Here is a 14,263-nt window from a genome sequence, read left to right as displayed (position 1 = left end):
TGTTGCTGGCGGCCTCATGGCCGCCTCATAGACTGGATTACAGATTCTGCGTTACGAACGAGAGCATCTGGTCGGCGGTGGAGATCACTTTGGAGTTCATCTCGTAGGCGCGCTGAGTGGTGATCATGTTGACCATCTCCTCAACAGTGCTGACGTTCGAGGTTTCCAGAGTGTTCTGCAGCATGGTGCCGAAACCGTTCAGGCCCGGGGTACCGACTTGCGGCGCACCGGAAGCGGCGGTTTCCAGGAACAGGTTGTTGCCCACCGCTTGCAGACCGGCCGGGTTGATGAAGTCGGCGGTTTGCAGGTTGCCGATCACCTGGGACGCCGGGTTGCCGGCAATGGTGATCGACACGGTGCCGTCGCGGCCTACGGTGAAGGTCTGGGCATCGTTCGGAATGACGATGGCCGGTTCCAGGGCGAAACCGCTGGCGTTGACGATCTGGCCATTGGAATCGAGGTGGAACGTACCGTCACGGGTGTAGGACGTGGTGCCGTCCGGCTGCAGGATCTGGAAGAAACCACGACCGTCGATGGCCATGTCCAGCGGCTGCTCGGTGGTTTGCAGGCTGCCGGCGGTGAAGTTTTTCTGCGTGCCGACGATGCGCACACCGGTACCCACCTGCAGACCGGACGGCAGTTCGCTGTCCTGGGTCGACTGGGCGCCTGGCTGACGCTTGATCTGATACAGCAGGTCCTGGAACTCGGCGCGGTCACGTTTGAAACCCGTGGTCGAGACGTTCGCCAGGTTGTTGGAAATGGTGGTCAGGTTGGTGTCCTGGGCGGACAGACCGGTTTTGGCAACCCATAGAGCCGGAAGCATTCGATTCTCCTCGTGCGCCTGTTTTACGGCGCGACGTTCTGATAATTAGCTGATCTGCAAGACCCGAGCCATGGCCTGGTCGTCGTCTTTGGCGGTGTTCATCATCTTGACGTGCAATTCGAACTGCTTGGCCAGGGCCAGCACCGAAGTCATTTCTTCCACGGCGTTGACGTTGCTCGACTCGAGGAAACCCGACACCAGTTTGACGTTGGCGTCGGCCGGCGCAGGCTGGCCGTCCTTGGTGTAAATCGAGCCGTCGAGGCCCTTGTTCATGTTCTTGATGTCCGGGTTGACCAGCTTGATCCGGTCGACTTCCGCCATGACGCGCGGGCCTTCGCCCATCGCACGAATACTGATGGTGCCGTCTTCGCCGACTTCGATCTGCTGCTCGGGCGGCACGGCGATCGGACCGCCATTGCCCATCACCGGCATGCCGTTGCCGGCGCGCAGCACGCCGAGGGCGTCGACGTTGAGGCTGCCGGTGCGCACGTAGCTTTCGCCGCCGTTCGGGTTCTGCACGGCGATCCAGCCATTGCCGGTGACGGCGACATCGAGGTCACGGCCGGTCTGTACCAGCGAGCCCGGGGTGAAATCCGTGGCCGGGCGTTCGCTCATGGCAAAGGCACGCGCCGGAAAGCTGTCACCGAACACCGGCATCGAACGCGCCTGCTCCAGGTCGCGCTGAAAACCGTTGGTGGAGATGTTCGCCAGGTTGTTGGCATGGGCCTTTTGCGCCAGTGCGTTCTGGCTGGCGCCGGTCATTGCCACATAAAGGTACTTGTCCACACTCTTTCCTCTGCATGCCGGACGTTTGCCGCCCACCGCTGTACTGCTGAGCCATAAGCAATTTGCAGACCAACTTTTTTCTGGCGGCTGGCAGCCCGATAAACAAAGGACTTGAGGGAATCAGAGGGGAAACTTGAAATGTATCGAAGTCGAAAAACCGGCGGTGTTATGCCGCTTGGCGGCAATCCCGATCTCTGCGGCTGAAGGAGAACTTGTGGTGAGGGGATTTATCCCCCGATGGGTGGCGAAGCCGCCCCGCTTTTCCTTCAGGACGACCTCATTCGTAGGTTTTGCGACTGCTACGCAGCCGATCGGGGATAAATCCCCTCGCCACAAAAGCGCTTAAAACCACAGCATTGCTGTTAGTTTTCGGGGTCTTTGCCCACTTCATATTCGCGCAGCTTGTTGGCAATCGTGGTGTGCGAAACCCCCAGCCGCTTGCCCAACTGCCGGCTGCTTGGATGTTCGGAATACAGTCGCTCCAGCACCGCTTTTTCGAAACGCCCGACAATCTCGTCCAGACCACCTTCAAGCGAGAAATCGCCAAGCGGCTGACGCACACCGTAATCCGGCAGGCGAATATGCTCAGCCTTCACCGTGCCGCCCTCGCACAGCGAAACCGCCTGGAACAGCACGTTCTCCAACTGCCGCACGTTACCCGGCCAATGGTAATGACTGAGACGATCCATCGCCGCCGGCGCCAGTTTCGGCAGCGAGCAACCGATCTGCCGACTGGCCTGATCGAGGAAGTGCTCCACCAGTGGCGTCAACCCGTCGAGGCATTCGCGCAAGGGCGGGATGTGCAGCGACAGCACATTCAAACGGTGATACAGATCCTGGCGAAACTCGCCGCGTGCGCACAGTTCGGACAAGTCCACCTGAGTCGCGCAGATCACCCGCACATCCAGATACACCTCTTCATCGCTGCCGACCCGCCGGAAGCAACCGTCCTGCAAAAAGCGCAGCAGTTTCACTTGAAGGCGCGGGCTCATCTCGCCAACGCCATCGAGAAACAGCGTACCGCCCGCCGTCAGTTCCAGCAGGCCGAGCTTGCCTTCGGCGCGCGCCCCTTCGAACGCGCCCGGCCCGTAACCGAACAGCTCGGTCTCGGCCATGGACTCCGGCAAGCCGGCGCAATTGAGCGCCATCAACGGCGATTGCCCACGCGGGCTGGCGAGATGGCAGGCACGCGCCAGCAACTCTTTGCCGGTGCCGGTCTCGCCTTCGATCAACAGCGGCGCATCCAGCGGCGCCATGCGCCGGGCTTCACGCACCACCGCCGCCATCACTTTCGAGCTCTGGAAGATGCTGTCGAAGCCGCGCAACTCCTGTTTGCGTACGTTGTAGATACGCTCGCCAACCCGGTCGGCACGGTGCAGTGTCAGCACCGCGCCGGCCATCGCTTCGCTGTCGTCATGCTCCGATTGCAGCGGCGCGATATCAGCCAGAAAGATGCCGCCCTTGACCTTGACCCGCATGCCATTGATGCGCGACTTGTTGGCGCGCACCAGTTCCGGCAGGTCGAAATCTTCGGCATAACGCGACAGCGGTATCCCCGGCACCTCATCGACGCGCACCCCGAGCAACTGCGCCGCCGCACGGTTGGCGGCGACAATCGAGCCGCCCATGTCGATCGACAACACCGGAAACTCCAGCGCACCGAGCAAGGCATTCAATTCCATGTGCCGACGCTCGCTCGGCATCAAACCGACACGCTTGACACCAAACACCCCGGCAATCGCCTCGAACTTCGGCCGCAGCGCCTGAAACTGGATGTTGATCAGGTTCGGGCAATGCAGATAGATCGCGTTGCCATGCTCGCCACCCACTTCACCGCGCGCCACGTTGATCCCGTAGGCGACCAGCAAGTTGAGAATGTCGCGCAGGATGCCGATGCGGTTCTGGCAATGGACTTTGATGCGCATAAAAATCGTCCGAATAAACGATAAAGAACCTGTAGGAGTGAGCCTGCTCGCGATAGCGGTTTATCAGGCTGTACTGAAGGTGAATGACACACCGCTTTCGCGAGCAGGCTCACTCCTACAGGGGGACTGCGCCAGACTTTTCTGTCGAGGCGCGCAGATAGTTGTCAAGATTATGTGACAGCCATCGACCTTTTCAAACCCACTAATGACCGTAAACGCGAGTTATCCTGCAAAGCGTAACGATTATTTTACGATTTAAAGAGAAATTTCCTACGCAGAGGCGTTTCAACCTGCTGCACATCAATGCGCTCTCGGGTAATCCTGAATCCATCGCTGGACATAACAAGAACGAATTCCCCTAGCAGGAGAGCAGTATGAAGCAGACGCAATACGTGGCCCGCGAGCCCGATGCGCAAGGTTTTATCGACTACCCCGCCGAAGAACACGCGGTGTGGAATACGCTGATCACTCGCCAGCTGAAAGTGATCGAAGGGCGTGCTTGCCAGGAGTACCTGGACGGTATCGAGAAACTCGGTCTGCCACACGACCGCATTCCGCAACTGGGCGAGATCAACAAAGTGCTCGGCGAGACCACCGGCTGGCAGGTCGCCCGCGTCCCGGCGCTGATCCCCTTCCAGACCTTTTTCGAATTGCTCGCCAGCAAACAGTTTCCGGTGGCCACCTTCATTCGCACCCGCGAAGAGCTGGACTACCTGCAAGAGCCAGACATTTTCCACGAGATCTTCGGCCACTGCCCGCTGCTGACCAACCCGTGGTTCGCCGAATTCACCCACACCTACGGCAAGCTCGGCCTGCAGGCCACCAAGGAAGAGCGCGTGTATCTGGCGCGCCTGTACTGGATGACCATCGAGTTTGGCCTGGTCGACACCCCGCAAGGCAAACGCATCTACGGCGGCGGCATCCTGTCCTCGCCGAAAGAGACCGTTTATTGCCTGTCGGACGAGCCTGAGCATCAGCCGTTCGATCCGCTGGAAGCCATGCGCACGCCGTATCGCATCGACATCCTGCAGCCGTTGTACTTTGTCCTGCCGAACCTCAAGCGCCTGTTCGACGTGGCCCATGAAGACATCATGGCCATGGTCAAGCAAGGCATGCAGCTGGGTCTGCACGCGCCGAAATTTCCGCCGAAACCGAAAGCCGCGTGAACCGCGACTTTTGCTGACAATTGAGCCTGTCCGTCGCCGCCACTTTGGTTTAGCGTGACGGCATTGACAGCTCAAAAGCTTTAATAAAAAAAACACTCTCGATTTCAGGAATACATCATGTCCACTTTGAACCAAGCCCACTGCGAAGCCTGCCGCGCCGATGCGCCACAAGTCAGCGATGAAGAACTGCCGATCCTGATCAAGCAGATCCCTGACTGGAACATCGAAGTGCGCGACAGCATCATGCAACTGGAGAAGGTCTTCCTGTTCAAGAACTTCAAGCATGCACTGGCGTTCACCAACGCAGTCGGCGAAATCTCCGAGGCCGAGGGTCACCACCCGGGCCTGCTGACCGAGTGGGGCAAAGTCACCGTGACCTGGTGGAGCCACTCGATCAAGGGCCTGCACCGCAACGACTTCATCATGGCTGCACGCACTGACGAAGTGGCCAAGACCGCAGAAGGACGCAAGTAATGCACTTCGACGCCATCGGCCGGGTACCCGGCGACCCGATCCTCGGTTTGATGGAGGCCTATGCGCAGGACAGCAATCCGCGCAAGTTCGACCTCGGCGTTGGCGTCTACAAGGATGCCCAGGGCCTGACGCCGATCCCCGAAGCGGTGAAAATCGCCGAGGCGCGCCTGGTCGAAAGCCAGGACACCAAGACCTACATCGGCGGTCACGGCAATCCGTTGTTCGGCAAGGTCATCAATGAGCTGGTGCTCGGCGCCGACTCGAAGCTGATCGCCGCACAACGTGCCGGCGCCACCCAGACGCCGGGCGGCACCGGGGCCCTGCGTCTGGCGGCCGACTTCATCGCCCAATGCCTGCCGGGCAAGGGCGTGTGGCTGAGCAACCCGACCTGGCCGATCCACGAAACGATTTTCGCCACCGCCGGGGTCAAGGTCAGTCACTACCCGTATGTGGGCAGCGACAACCGCCTCGACGTCGACGCCATGCTCGCCGTGCTTAACGAAGTGCCGAAAGGCGATGTGGTGCTGCTGCATGCGTGCTGCCACAACCCGACCGGTTTCGACCTGAGCCATGACGACTGGCAACGCGTGCTCGACGTGGTGCGCAGTCGTAATCTGCTGCCGCTGATCGACTTCGCCTATCAGGGCTTTGGCGACGGGCTGGAGCAGGATGCGTGGTCGACCCGACTGTTCGCCGCCGAAGTGCCCGAGTTGCTGATCACCAGTTCATGCTCGAAGAACTTCGGCCTTTACCGCGACCGCACCGGTGCGCTGATCGTCTGCGCGAAAACCGCCGACAAGCTCATCGACATCCGCAGCCAGTTGGCCAACATCGCTCGCAACCTGTGGTCGACGCCACCGGATCACGGCGCGGCGGTGGTCGCGACCATCCTCGCCGACCCGGAGCTGAAAGCGCGCTGGGCCGACGAAGTGGAAGCCATGCGTTTGCGCATCGCCCAGTTGCGCAGCGGTCTGGTCGAAGCGCTGGAGCCACACGGTTTGCGTGAGCACTTTGCGCACATTGGCGTGCAGCGCGGGATGTTTTCCTACACCGGCCTGTCGCCGGAGCAAGTGAAACAATTGCGTGAGCAGCACAGCGTGTACATGGTCAGCTCGGGCCGGGCCAACGTCGCCGGCATCGACGCCACGCGTCTCGCCTTGCTGGCCGAAGCCATCGCCAACGTCTGCAAGTAATACCGCCCCCCCTGTAGGAGTGAGCCTGCTCGCGATGGCGGTGTATCAGTCAACTTAAATGCTGGCTGACACACCGCAATCGCGAGCAGGCTCACTCCTACCGTTGTTTTTGCGGTGACCTTTTGCTTTTGCCCTCCCCCTGCGGCCATCTGTCGCATTAATTTGAATTAAAAGTCTGATTGTCATTTTTCCTGCTGTATCCTGCGCAGGCTTTCAAGAAGCGCGGATCTACCAGATCTATCAACAGACTTAGCGAGGAGCGCAACCATGCACGAGATTCCTAATCTCCCCTTCCCAAGCCTGCACGTACCTGAGCAGACGACCACGCAGCAAGCCGGAGCCCAACAGCCCGAGCCGAAAGAAGCCGTTGACAACCGCCCGGCCGACAACGACGAGTAAAACCCGCCGTACAGACCGTGTGGAAAGCGCTAACATGCGCTTTCCACACTGCCTGAATCCGAGCCCGCCATGACCGACGAATTCTCCGAAAGCCAAGCCGCCGTCCTGATCGGCGCGACCGAGAAAATGATCGAGATCTGGAACCGCCTCTCCCCGGAAAAACGCGCCGCCCTGCTCGCCCGTTTCGGCAGCGAAGAAAATGCCCTCGCCGCCCTGGTCACCACGCAACTGGTCGCCCCGGCCAAGTCCTGATGCCAGCACCCTGCAAATAGTTTTACTGTTGCCCACCTCAGCGTCGTCCGCGCCGCTATCATAAGCAGCCTATCTAATCCTGCTTTGCCGTGGATCGTTTCCCATGTCGTCCTCTATGCCACAACCCCAGCGCCCCCTGGCGGTCACGCTGCAAGTCGTTTCCATCGTCCTCTTCACCTTTATCGGCTACCTGAACATCGGTATTCCGCTCGCAGTGCTGCCGGGCTATGTCCACAGCGATTTGGGCTTTGGCGCGGTGGTCGCCGGCCTGGTGATCAGCGTGCAATACCTGGCCACCCTGCTCAGCCGCCCGTACGCCGGCAAGATCATCGACAACCAGGGCAGCAAACGTGCGGTGATGATCGGGCTGGCCGGTTGTGGCTTGAGCGGTGTGTTCATGCTGATTTCGGCCTGGACCCCGAATCTGCCCATGCTCAGCCTGATCAGCCTGTTGATCGGCCGCCTGGTGCTGGGCAGCGCGGAAAGCCTGGTCGGTTCCGGTTCGATTGGCTGGGGCATCGGCCGGGTCGGCGCGGCGAACACCGCCAAAGTGATTTCGTGGAACGGCATCGCCAGTTACGGCGCACTGGCGGTCGGCGCGCCGTTCGGGGTGTGGCTGGTCGGCCAGTTGGGGCTGTGGAGCATGGGCGTCAGCATCATTCTGCTGGCAGCACTGGGCTTGCTGCTGGCGTGGCCGAAAACCGCCGCGCCGATTGTCGCCGGCGAACGTCTGCCGTTCATGCACGTGCTCGGCCGCGTCTTCCCCCACGGTTGCGGACTGGCGCTGGGCTCGATCGGCTTTGGCACCATCGCCACCTTCATCACCCTGTATTACGCGACACAGCATTGGGACAACGCGGTGCTGTGCCTGAGCCTGTTCGGCGCCAGCTTCATCGGTGCGCGCCTGCTGTTCGGCAACCTGATCAATCGCCTCGGCGGCTTCCGCGTAGCGATCGCCTGCCTGTCGGTAGAAACCCTGGGGCTGCTGCTGTTGTGGCTGGCGCCGGACGCGCATTGGGCGCTGGCCGGCGCGGCACTGAGCGGTTTCGGTTTCTCGCTGGTATTCCCGGCGCTGGGTGTGGAAGCAGTAAATCTGGTGCCGGCCTCCAGTCGCGGCGCAGCGGTTGGCGCGTATTCGCTGTTCATCGACTTGTCGCTGGGGATCACCGGGCCATTGGCCGGGGCGATTGCGGCGGGATTCGGTTTTGCCTCGATCTTCCTCTTCGCCGCCCTCGCCTCGCTAAGTGGATTGGCGCTTAGCGTGTATTTGTACAAACACACGGCGAAGTACCGCGAAGACTAAAAATCCACCTTGCCGCGTCCGGCCTTGATACTGCCGCGCTTGGTTTTCGATTCGAGTCGACGCTTTTTTGAACCGAGGGTCGGCTTGGTTGGACGGCGTTTCTTTTCGACTTTGGTCGCGCTGAGAATCAGCTCGACCAGACGCTCCAGCGCATCGGCGCGGTTGGCTTCCTGCGTGCGGTATTGCTGGGCCTTGATGATCAACACGCCATCGCTGGTGATGCGACTGTCGCGCAGCGCCAGCAACCGCTCCTTGTAGAACTCGGGCAGGGACGAGGCCGGAATGTCGAAGCGCAGGTGCACGGCACTGGAGACCTTGTTGACGTTCTGCCCACCGGCGCCCTGGGCGCGGATGGCTGTCAGTTCGATCTCGGCATCCGGCAGATGCACGTTGTTGGAAATCACCAGCATGGAAAAAGCGTCCGTATTCAGAACGCGCAGGATACTCCGAAACAGACCTCGAACCTGCTGAAGATCCACTGCCGGCCTTCGCCTGTTCGCGATGAGGTCAGTGCAATCAACATCGCTTTGTCAGAAATCGATCAGCCGCCCAACTGCGCAACTTGTTGCGCACCGGTCTTCGAAAAAACGCCCGCCACTCGCCTGTAGCCCTTGTTACACGGCCCCTGTAGCCGAGTGCGCAAGAAGTTGCGCAGCACTGCGCAACTTCTTGCGCACTTTGAGACGGTTTCCCACAGCAAAAAACGATTTATCTCTAAGGCACAGGACGCAAACCCTTACAGCGTAATGGCCATATAGTGGCTGGCACGGATTTTGATATCAAATCGGCACTAACGCGTGCTGAACGCAGGCAGGAAAGACAGGGTAGCTCGCCGAGCCAGCCACCCTCGGTCAAAGGAATGACGTAATGAAAGACGCAATTCGCTTGGGCGACTCCACCACGCACGGTGGCAAGGTCCTCGAAGCCTTCTCCCGCACCGACCTCAACGGCAAGCCGATTGCCGGGGTCGGTCACAAGGTCAGCTGCCCGCTGTGCAAAGGGGTTTTCCCGATTGCCGAGGGCAGCAGCACTTACACCGTCGATGGCACACCCATCGCACTGGACGGCATGAAAACCGCCTGCGGGGCCGCACTGATCGCCAGTAGCCCGAAAGGCGCGGTCGTCAGCTAATCCCGTTTTTTCACTTTGATCCGCACCTCTGAGAGGCGGCTTGCTGTCGCCCGCTCGTTGAGGTCTTCAATTTTTGTCCGCAAAGCCCAGGCCTTGTTGCCGGGTGAGATGCTGTCATGACCACTGAAATCGTAAAACGTGAACCTCAGGTTGCTATCGTTCCACTGAACGCCATCGACATTCAGGACGTTGCCAGCGGTGCGGCAACGTTCGATGCCTGGCTTCAATCCGCCAGTGGTGGGGTGGTCACTCTCGACCGGATCAAGAACGTCGCCGGCGCCTTACCCGTGGTGGGCAACATCATGGCGCTGGTCGATGCGCTGGGTGACATCGTCACGCTGTCGAATGCCCAGAAGCGTGATTTGCTGGCTTGGGCCAGTCTGGGCATCAACCTGATCGGTGTTTTGCCGCTGCCACCGGCGATGGCAGCAGCCCGTATGACGTTGCGCCCAACACTGTTTCTGGTACGTCAGGAGATGAGGGCCAGCAGTAAGATGCTGATCAGTTCGTCGGTCATCGAGATCCTGATCGGGCATTTGAACGAGTCCATCATCGGCACGCTCGACGATTTCGTTGAGCAGGCCAAAGGCAAGCTGCCGGGGATTCTGGCGGACGCTGGCAAGCTGGGTGAGGAAGTCATCAACGAAATTGCCAAAGGCCTCGATACGGTGGCCAATGGCAAGCTCGACGCCAAGGGCGATCTAAAAGCGGCCAGCGCACAAGCGAGTGCGGCAGTTGATCAATTCAAGAATGATCCCCTTGCATCGTTTGGCAACATCTTCGCCGCCGCTTCCAGCGCCTATAAAGCCGCAGGCAAGGGCTTAGCCAACAGTGCCGCTGATCACCTGCTACCCGATGAGGTGAAGAAGCGGGTTGCCACGGAAACCGCAAAACTGCGGGCAATGGGTCCGGAATTACGCACACAGCTGAGCAAGCTGGACGATGAGTCAGTTCAGAACTCCATCGGTTGGTTGCTGCTGATCCTCTCCAGTGCCGTCACTCTATGGCGCAAGCGCAATGCCCACGGGCAGAACGCCGCGGTCCATACAGAGAAGACCGGTAAGGCCACGCACACGGCTTCAGAGGGCCAGTTGGGCGTTAACCAAAAGCAAGTTCCAGCGGAAAAAGCGCCCAATCCGAAGAAAGGCCCCTGTGAATGCGCCACGCCATACAGCATCAATTTCGCCATAGGTTCTGAAAGCCTCAGCCATACCGATTTCAGCCTGCCCGGTCCCTTCCCGATCGAATGGACACGCACCTACAACTCACGCCTCGACGCCTTCGATCAGAGCGAACTCGGCGCTCGCTGGATCAGCGAATTCACCACGCGCTTCGACTGCGTGGACGATGGCCTGACGTTCTGCGACGCTGACGGCCGCGACCACAGCTACCCGCTGCCAAAGGTCGGCCTGTTCCACTACGACGCCATTGAAAACATCACCCTGGTTCGCAGTGGCGAAGACCAGTTGCTGTTGTGCCGTGGCTTCGAACGCAAGGAAACCTACGTCCGCCGTGGCCAGCGCTTTGTGCTGAGCAACATCTCCCTGCGCAACGGCGCCGGGGTCATGCTGCATTACGAGCATCGTCACGGCGAACACTCGCTGCTCTCCGACCTGATCACCTATCAGGAAAACGACTTCACTAAAGTCCATCTGCACCTCGGCACGATGATCGACGATCACGGCCGGTTTATCGGCCTCTGGCAGATCGTTGACGGCGAACCGTTGCGACAACTTTGTGCGTACCAATACGACGCCTATGGCGACCTGATTCAGGCGCAGGACGAGAACGGCGCAGTCTGGTCGTATCAGTTCCAGCATCACCTGATCACCCGCTACACCGACCGCACCGGGCGCGGTATGAACCTGCAGTGGAACGGTTCAAGCGCCAAGGCCAAAGCCGTGCGCGAATGGGCCGATGACGGCAGCTTCGACACGCGTCTGGAGTGGGACGAAAACATCCGTCTGACCTACGTCACCGACGCGCTCGGCAACGAGACCTGGCACTACTACGACATCCTTGGCTACACCTATCGCATTCGCTACGCGGACGAGCGTTCGGAATGGTTCTTCCGCGACGAGGCCAAGAACATCGTGCGCCGCGTCAACGCCGACGGCAGCACCGATCGCTACAGCTACGATGAACGCAGCAACCTGCTCGAACACATCCGCGCCGATCACACGGTGATGCATTACGCGTACGACGATCAGGACCTGCTGATCAAGATCAGCGACGCCGAGGGCGGTCAGTGGCAACGCGCCTATGACGACCAAGGCAACCTGGTCGAAGCGCTCGATCCGCTGGGCAACAAAACCGAATACGCCTACAACAAATCCGGTCAGCCCACCGCGATCAAGGACGCCAACGGCAACGAAAAGACCCTGAACTATAACGACGCCGGGCAGATGGTCGAGTACGTCGACTGCTCGGGCAAAACCAGCGCCTGGGAGTACAACGAACTTGGTCAGATGACCTGCTTCACCGACGCTGCCGGCAACGCCACCGAATACGAATACAAGGCCGGCCAGTTGGTGCTGATCAAGCACCCGGACAAGACCGAAGAGCGTTTTGAGCGCGACGCCGAAGGTCGGCTGCTGGCGCATGTCGACGCTCTCGATCGCTGCACCACCTGGAGCTACAGCGCGGCCGGTTTGATCGCCGAACGTGTCGATGCCGCCGAGCAAACCCTGCGCTACCGCTGGGATCGTCTCGGACGGCTAACGGCCTTGGAAAACGAAAACGAACAACGCGCCCACTTCCACTACGACCCGGTCGGACGCCTGCTGGAAGAACGCGGTTTCGACGGACGCAGCACGCGCTATCAGTACGACCCGCTCACTGGACGCCTCGCGCAATCGATCAACGGCCAACGCGTCATCTCATTGAGCTTCGACCCGATGGGACGTTTGACTGAACGTCGCGCCACCTTGGGCGACCAGTCGCAAAGCGAAACCTTTGCCTACGATGGTAACGGCAACCTGGTGCTGGCCGACAATGCCGACAGCCGCCTGCAATGGTTCCACGACCCGGCCGGCAATCTGCTGCGCGAACACCAGCACTACCTCTGCCTGGAAAAACCCACCGTCGCGATCTGGCAGCACGAGTACGACGTGCTCAACCAACGCGTCGCCACCGTGCGCCCCGACGGCCACCGTGTCAGTTGGCTGACGTACGGCAGCGGCCACCTGCTCGGCCTGCGCCTCGATGAACACGAACTGATCGGCTACGAACGCGACGACCTGCACCGCGAAGTCGCCCGCCATCAAGGCAACCACCTGCTGCAAACCCAGAGCTGGGATCCGGCCGGTCGTTTGCTGGAACAGTTGCTGGGACGCAGCGACGACAAATCCACGCTGCTCAAACGCGAGTACAGCTACGACGTCGCCGGCCAACTGACCGACATCAACGACAGCCGTCGCGGGCCGCTCGCCTATCGCTACGATCCGGTCGGTCGTCTGCTCAGCGCCGCCACACGTCAAGGCATGGAAACCTTCGCCTTCGACCCGGCCGGCAACCTGCTCGACGACAAGGCGACGGAAGTTCGCCGCCCACTGGACCTGACCCCACCGCACAGCAAACTCGTCGATAACCTGCTGCGCGAATACGCCGGCACCCACTACGATTACGACGAACGCGGCAACCAGATCCAGCGCTGGCACAACGGCCAACGCAGTGATCTGCGCTGGGACCTGTTTGATCGACTGGTGCATTTCGAAGACCCGCGCCTGAGCGTGGATTTCGCCTACGACGCACTGGGACGCCGCCTGCACAAAAACTCCCGCGCGCACTACAAACAGCGCCCGGAAGCCGGTTCCCTCTGGAACAGAAACGAACACGCGCGCAAACAACGCGAACTCGGCTGCGGCTTCACCTTGTACGGCTGGGACGGCGACAACCTCGCCTTTGAAAGCAGCCCTTCACAAAGCGATGGCGAACCCGGACGCACGGTGCACTACGTCTTCGAACCGGGGACTTTTGTGCCTGTGGCGCAGGCTGTACGGCATGCGCCAATCGAGCTGATCGGGTTGCCGGATTACAGCGGTGAATACAGCCTTGATGAAGATCCAGTGTGGAATCACAAGGCGACGGCATTACCGTTTGATGCGTTGGCCTGGTATCAGTGCGATCACCTCGGCACGCCGCAGGAATTGACCGACTCCCAAGGCAACATGGCCTGGACCGCGCAATACAAAGCGTGGGGACAGGTGACGGAACAGCGTTCAGAATGGGCGCGGCAGCATGGCGTGATGAACCCGATACGGTTCCAGGGGCAGTATCACGATCATGAGACGGGGCTGCATTACAACCGGCATCGGTACTATGATCCGGGGGTTGGGCGGTTTGTTAGTCAAGATCCGATTAGCTATGCAGGTGGGTTGAATCTTTATTTTTATGGGGCTAATCCTGTCCTGCTCATCGACCCTTTAGGTCTCGCAGGTCATCAAGTAAAAGCGAATACTGCTGGACAAGACGTAACGAATCGAGGTGTTCACGTTAACGTAAAAGGGGATGGTTTGCCTCGATCCGGTGGTCACATCGCCCTCGTACCGAACGCTCAAGGAACCCATGTGGTACTTGAACCATCCGACATGGCAACGCGCGCAATGCCAAAATCCCAATGGGGTAAGGCGTGTGAGTGTGTTTTAAAATACCTCGATAAACCGATGAATGTGGATCGGCTCAAGAAATCTGCACAGGTGGGCATCGATTCAAATCCAAATTCTTCGCGTGTGCCTCAATTGAAACAGGTGGGAACCATTCTAAGTGAGCACCATGCCGCGGGTACGAACCCGTTAGAGCGTAAATAAGGG

General features: G+C 59.9%; 12 protein-coding genes. 8 read left to right on the top strand and 4 right to left on the bottom strand.

All coding sequences use genetic code 11. From position 1 onward, the window contains the following. Window positions 1–37 precede the first annotated feature (37 nt). The 3 genes from flgG to HV782_RS08520 form a co-directional block, all read right to left on the bottom strand. Entirely contained in the window at window positions 38–823 is a 786-nt protein-coding gene (gene flgG / locus HV782_RS08530) for a flagellar basal-body rod protein FlgG (RefSeq protein WP_123465693.1), read from the bottom strand. Between the two features lie 45 nt (window positions 824–868). Next, window positions 869–1,609 (bottom strand): flagellar basal body rod protein FlgF, encoded by a 741-nt coding sequence (locus HV782_RS08525; RefSeq protein WP_093439577.1) that lies wholly within the window; start codon window positions 1,607–1,609, stop codon window positions 869–871. A gap of 362 nt (window positions 1,610–1,971) precedes the next feature. After that, complete coding sequence (locus HV782_RS08520; RefSeq protein ID WP_186748311.1) at window positions 1,972–3,534, bottom strand: sigma-54-dependent transcriptional regulator; 1,563 nt, start codon at window positions 3,532–3,534, stop codon at window positions 1,972–1,974. Window positions 3,535–3,908: 374 nt separating this feature from the next. On the opposite strand from HV782_RS08520, the gene phhA reads away from it, so the two are divergent. The 6 genes from phhA to HV782_RS08495 all read left to right on the top strand — a co-directional run bounded on the left by phhA (window position 3,909) and on the right by HV782_RS08495 (window position 8,321). Continuing rightward, window positions 3,909–4,700: a phenylalanine 4-monooxygenase gene (gene phhA, locus HV782_RS08515; RefSeq protein ID WP_123465689.1), complete on the top strand. Its 792-nt coding sequence runs from the start codon at window positions 3,909–3,911 to the stop codon at window positions 4,698–4,700. A gap of 117 nt (window positions 4,701–4,817) precedes the next feature. Further along, complete coding sequence (locus tag HV782_RS08510) at window positions 4,818–5,174, top strand: 4a-hydroxytetrahydrobiopterin dehydratase (protein WP_003222798.1); 357 nt, start codon at window positions 4,818–4,820, stop codon at window positions 5,172–5,174. After that, complete coding sequence (locus tag HV782_RS08505) at window positions 5,174–6,367, top strand: amino acid aminotransferase (RefSeq protein ID WP_186748310.1); 1,194 nt, start codon at window positions 5,174–5,176, stop codon at window positions 6,365–6,367. The genes HV782_RS08510 and HV782_RS08505 overlap by 1 nt, the downstream gene beginning before the upstream one ends. 267 nt (window positions 6,368–6,634) lie before the next feature. Then, a complete protein-coding gene (locus HV782_RS28730; protein ID WP_264082516.1) occupies window positions 6,635–6,766 on the top strand; it encodes a hypothetical protein in 132 nt (43 codons plus the stop codon). A gap of 69 nt (window positions 6,767–6,835) precedes the next feature. After that, window positions 6,836–7,018 (top strand): hypothetical protein, encoded by a 183-nt coding sequence (locus HV782_RS08500; protein ID WP_123465685.1) that lies wholly within the window; start codon window positions 6,836–6,838, stop codon window positions 7,016–7,018. Between the two features lie 115 nt (window positions 7,019–7,133). Next, window positions 7,134–8,321, top strand: coding sequence for an MFS transporter (locus HV782_RS08495; protein ID WP_186748333.1), 1,188 nt, complete (start codon window positions 7,134–7,136; stop codon window positions 8,319–8,321). Here the strand turns inward: HV782_RS08495 and arfB are convergent. Continuing rightward, a complete protein-coding gene (arfB, locus tag HV782_RS08490) occupies window positions 8,318–8,731 on the bottom strand; it encodes an alternative ribosome rescue aminoacyl-tRNA hydrolase ArfB (RefSeq protein WP_095050152.1) in 414 nt (137 codons plus the stop codon). The two genes, HV782_RS08495 and arfB, sit on opposite strands and share 4 nt — an antisense overlap. Window positions 8,732–9,188: 457 nt before the next feature. Here arfB and HV782_RS08485 point away from each other — a divergent pair, with 457 nt between their 5' ends. Continuing rightward, window positions 9,189–9,452 carry a PAAR domain-containing protein gene (locus HV782_RS08485; RefSeq protein WP_186748309.1) on the top strand — a complete coding sequence of 88 codons (264 nt, stop codon included), beginning with the start codon at window positions 9,189–9,191 and terminating at the stop codon, window positions 9,450–9,452. A gap of 116 nt (window positions 9,453–9,568) precedes the next feature. Continuing rightward, a complete protein-coding gene (locus HV782_RS08480) occupies window positions 9,569–14,260 on the top strand; it encodes an RHS repeat-associated core domain-containing protein (RefSeq protein WP_217890340.1) in 4,692 nt (1,563 codons plus the stop codon). The last annotated feature ends 3 nt before the right edge of the window (window positions 14,261–14,263 follow it).

It is taken from the genome of Pseudomonas monsensis (genome assembly GCF_014268495.2).
In the GTDB taxonomy this organism is placed as follows: domain Bacteria; phylum Pseudomonadota; class Gammaproteobacteria; order Pseudomonadales; family Pseudomonadaceae; genus Aquipseudomonas; species Aquipseudomonas monsensis.
Note: the sequence above shows the minus strand (reverse complement) of the source record. Positions and strands in the feature narration are given on the sequence as shown.

What these genes read in the sequence shown, in the direction of transcription:
- HV782_RS08500 (WP_123465685.1), top strand. Translation starts at nt 6,836, where the DNA reads ATGACCGACGAATTCTCCGAAAGCCAAGCCGCCGTCCTGATCGGCGCG.
- HV782_RS08520 (WP_186748311.1), bottom strand. Translation starts at nt 3,534, where the DNA reads ATGCGCATCAAAGTCCATTGCCAGAACCGCATCGGCATCCTGCGCGAC.
- flgG (WP_123465693.1), bottom strand. Translation starts at nt 823, where the DNA reads ATGCTTCCGGCTCTATGGGTTGCCAAAACCGGTCTGTCCGCCCAGGAC.
- HV782_RS28730 (WP_264082516.1), top strand. Translation starts at nt 6,635, where the DNA reads ATGCACGAGATTCCTAATCTCCCCTTCCCAAGCCTGCACGTACCTGAG.
- HV782_RS08480 (WP_217890340.1), top strand. Translation starts at nt 9,569, where the DNA reads ATGACCACTGAAATCGTAAAACGTGAACCTCAGGTTGCTATCGTTCCA.
- phhA (WP_123465689.1), top strand. Translation starts at nt 3,909, where the DNA reads ATGAAGCAGACGCAATACGTGGCCCGCGAGCCCGATGCGCAAGGTTTT.
- arfB (WP_095050152.1), bottom strand. Translation starts at nt 8,731, where the DNA reads ATGCTGGTGATTTCCAACAACGTGCATCTGCCGGATGCCGAGATCGAA.
- HV782_RS08495 (WP_186748333.1), top strand. Translation starts at nt 7,134, where the DNA reads ATGCCACAACCCCAGCGCCCCCTGGCGGTCACGCTGCAAGTCGTTTCC.
- HV782_RS08485 (WP_186748309.1), top strand. Translation starts at nt 9,189, where the DNA reads ATGAAAGACGCAATTCGCTTGGGCGACTCCACCACGCACGGTGGCAAG.
- HV782_RS08505 (WP_186748310.1), top strand. Translation starts at nt 5,174, where the DNA reads ATGCACTTCGACGCCATCGGCCGGGTACCCGGCGACCCGATCCTCGGT.
- HV782_RS08510 (WP_003222798.1), top strand. Translation starts at nt 4,818, where the DNA reads ATGTCCACTTTGAACCAAGCCCACTGCGAAGCCTGCCGCGCCGATGCG.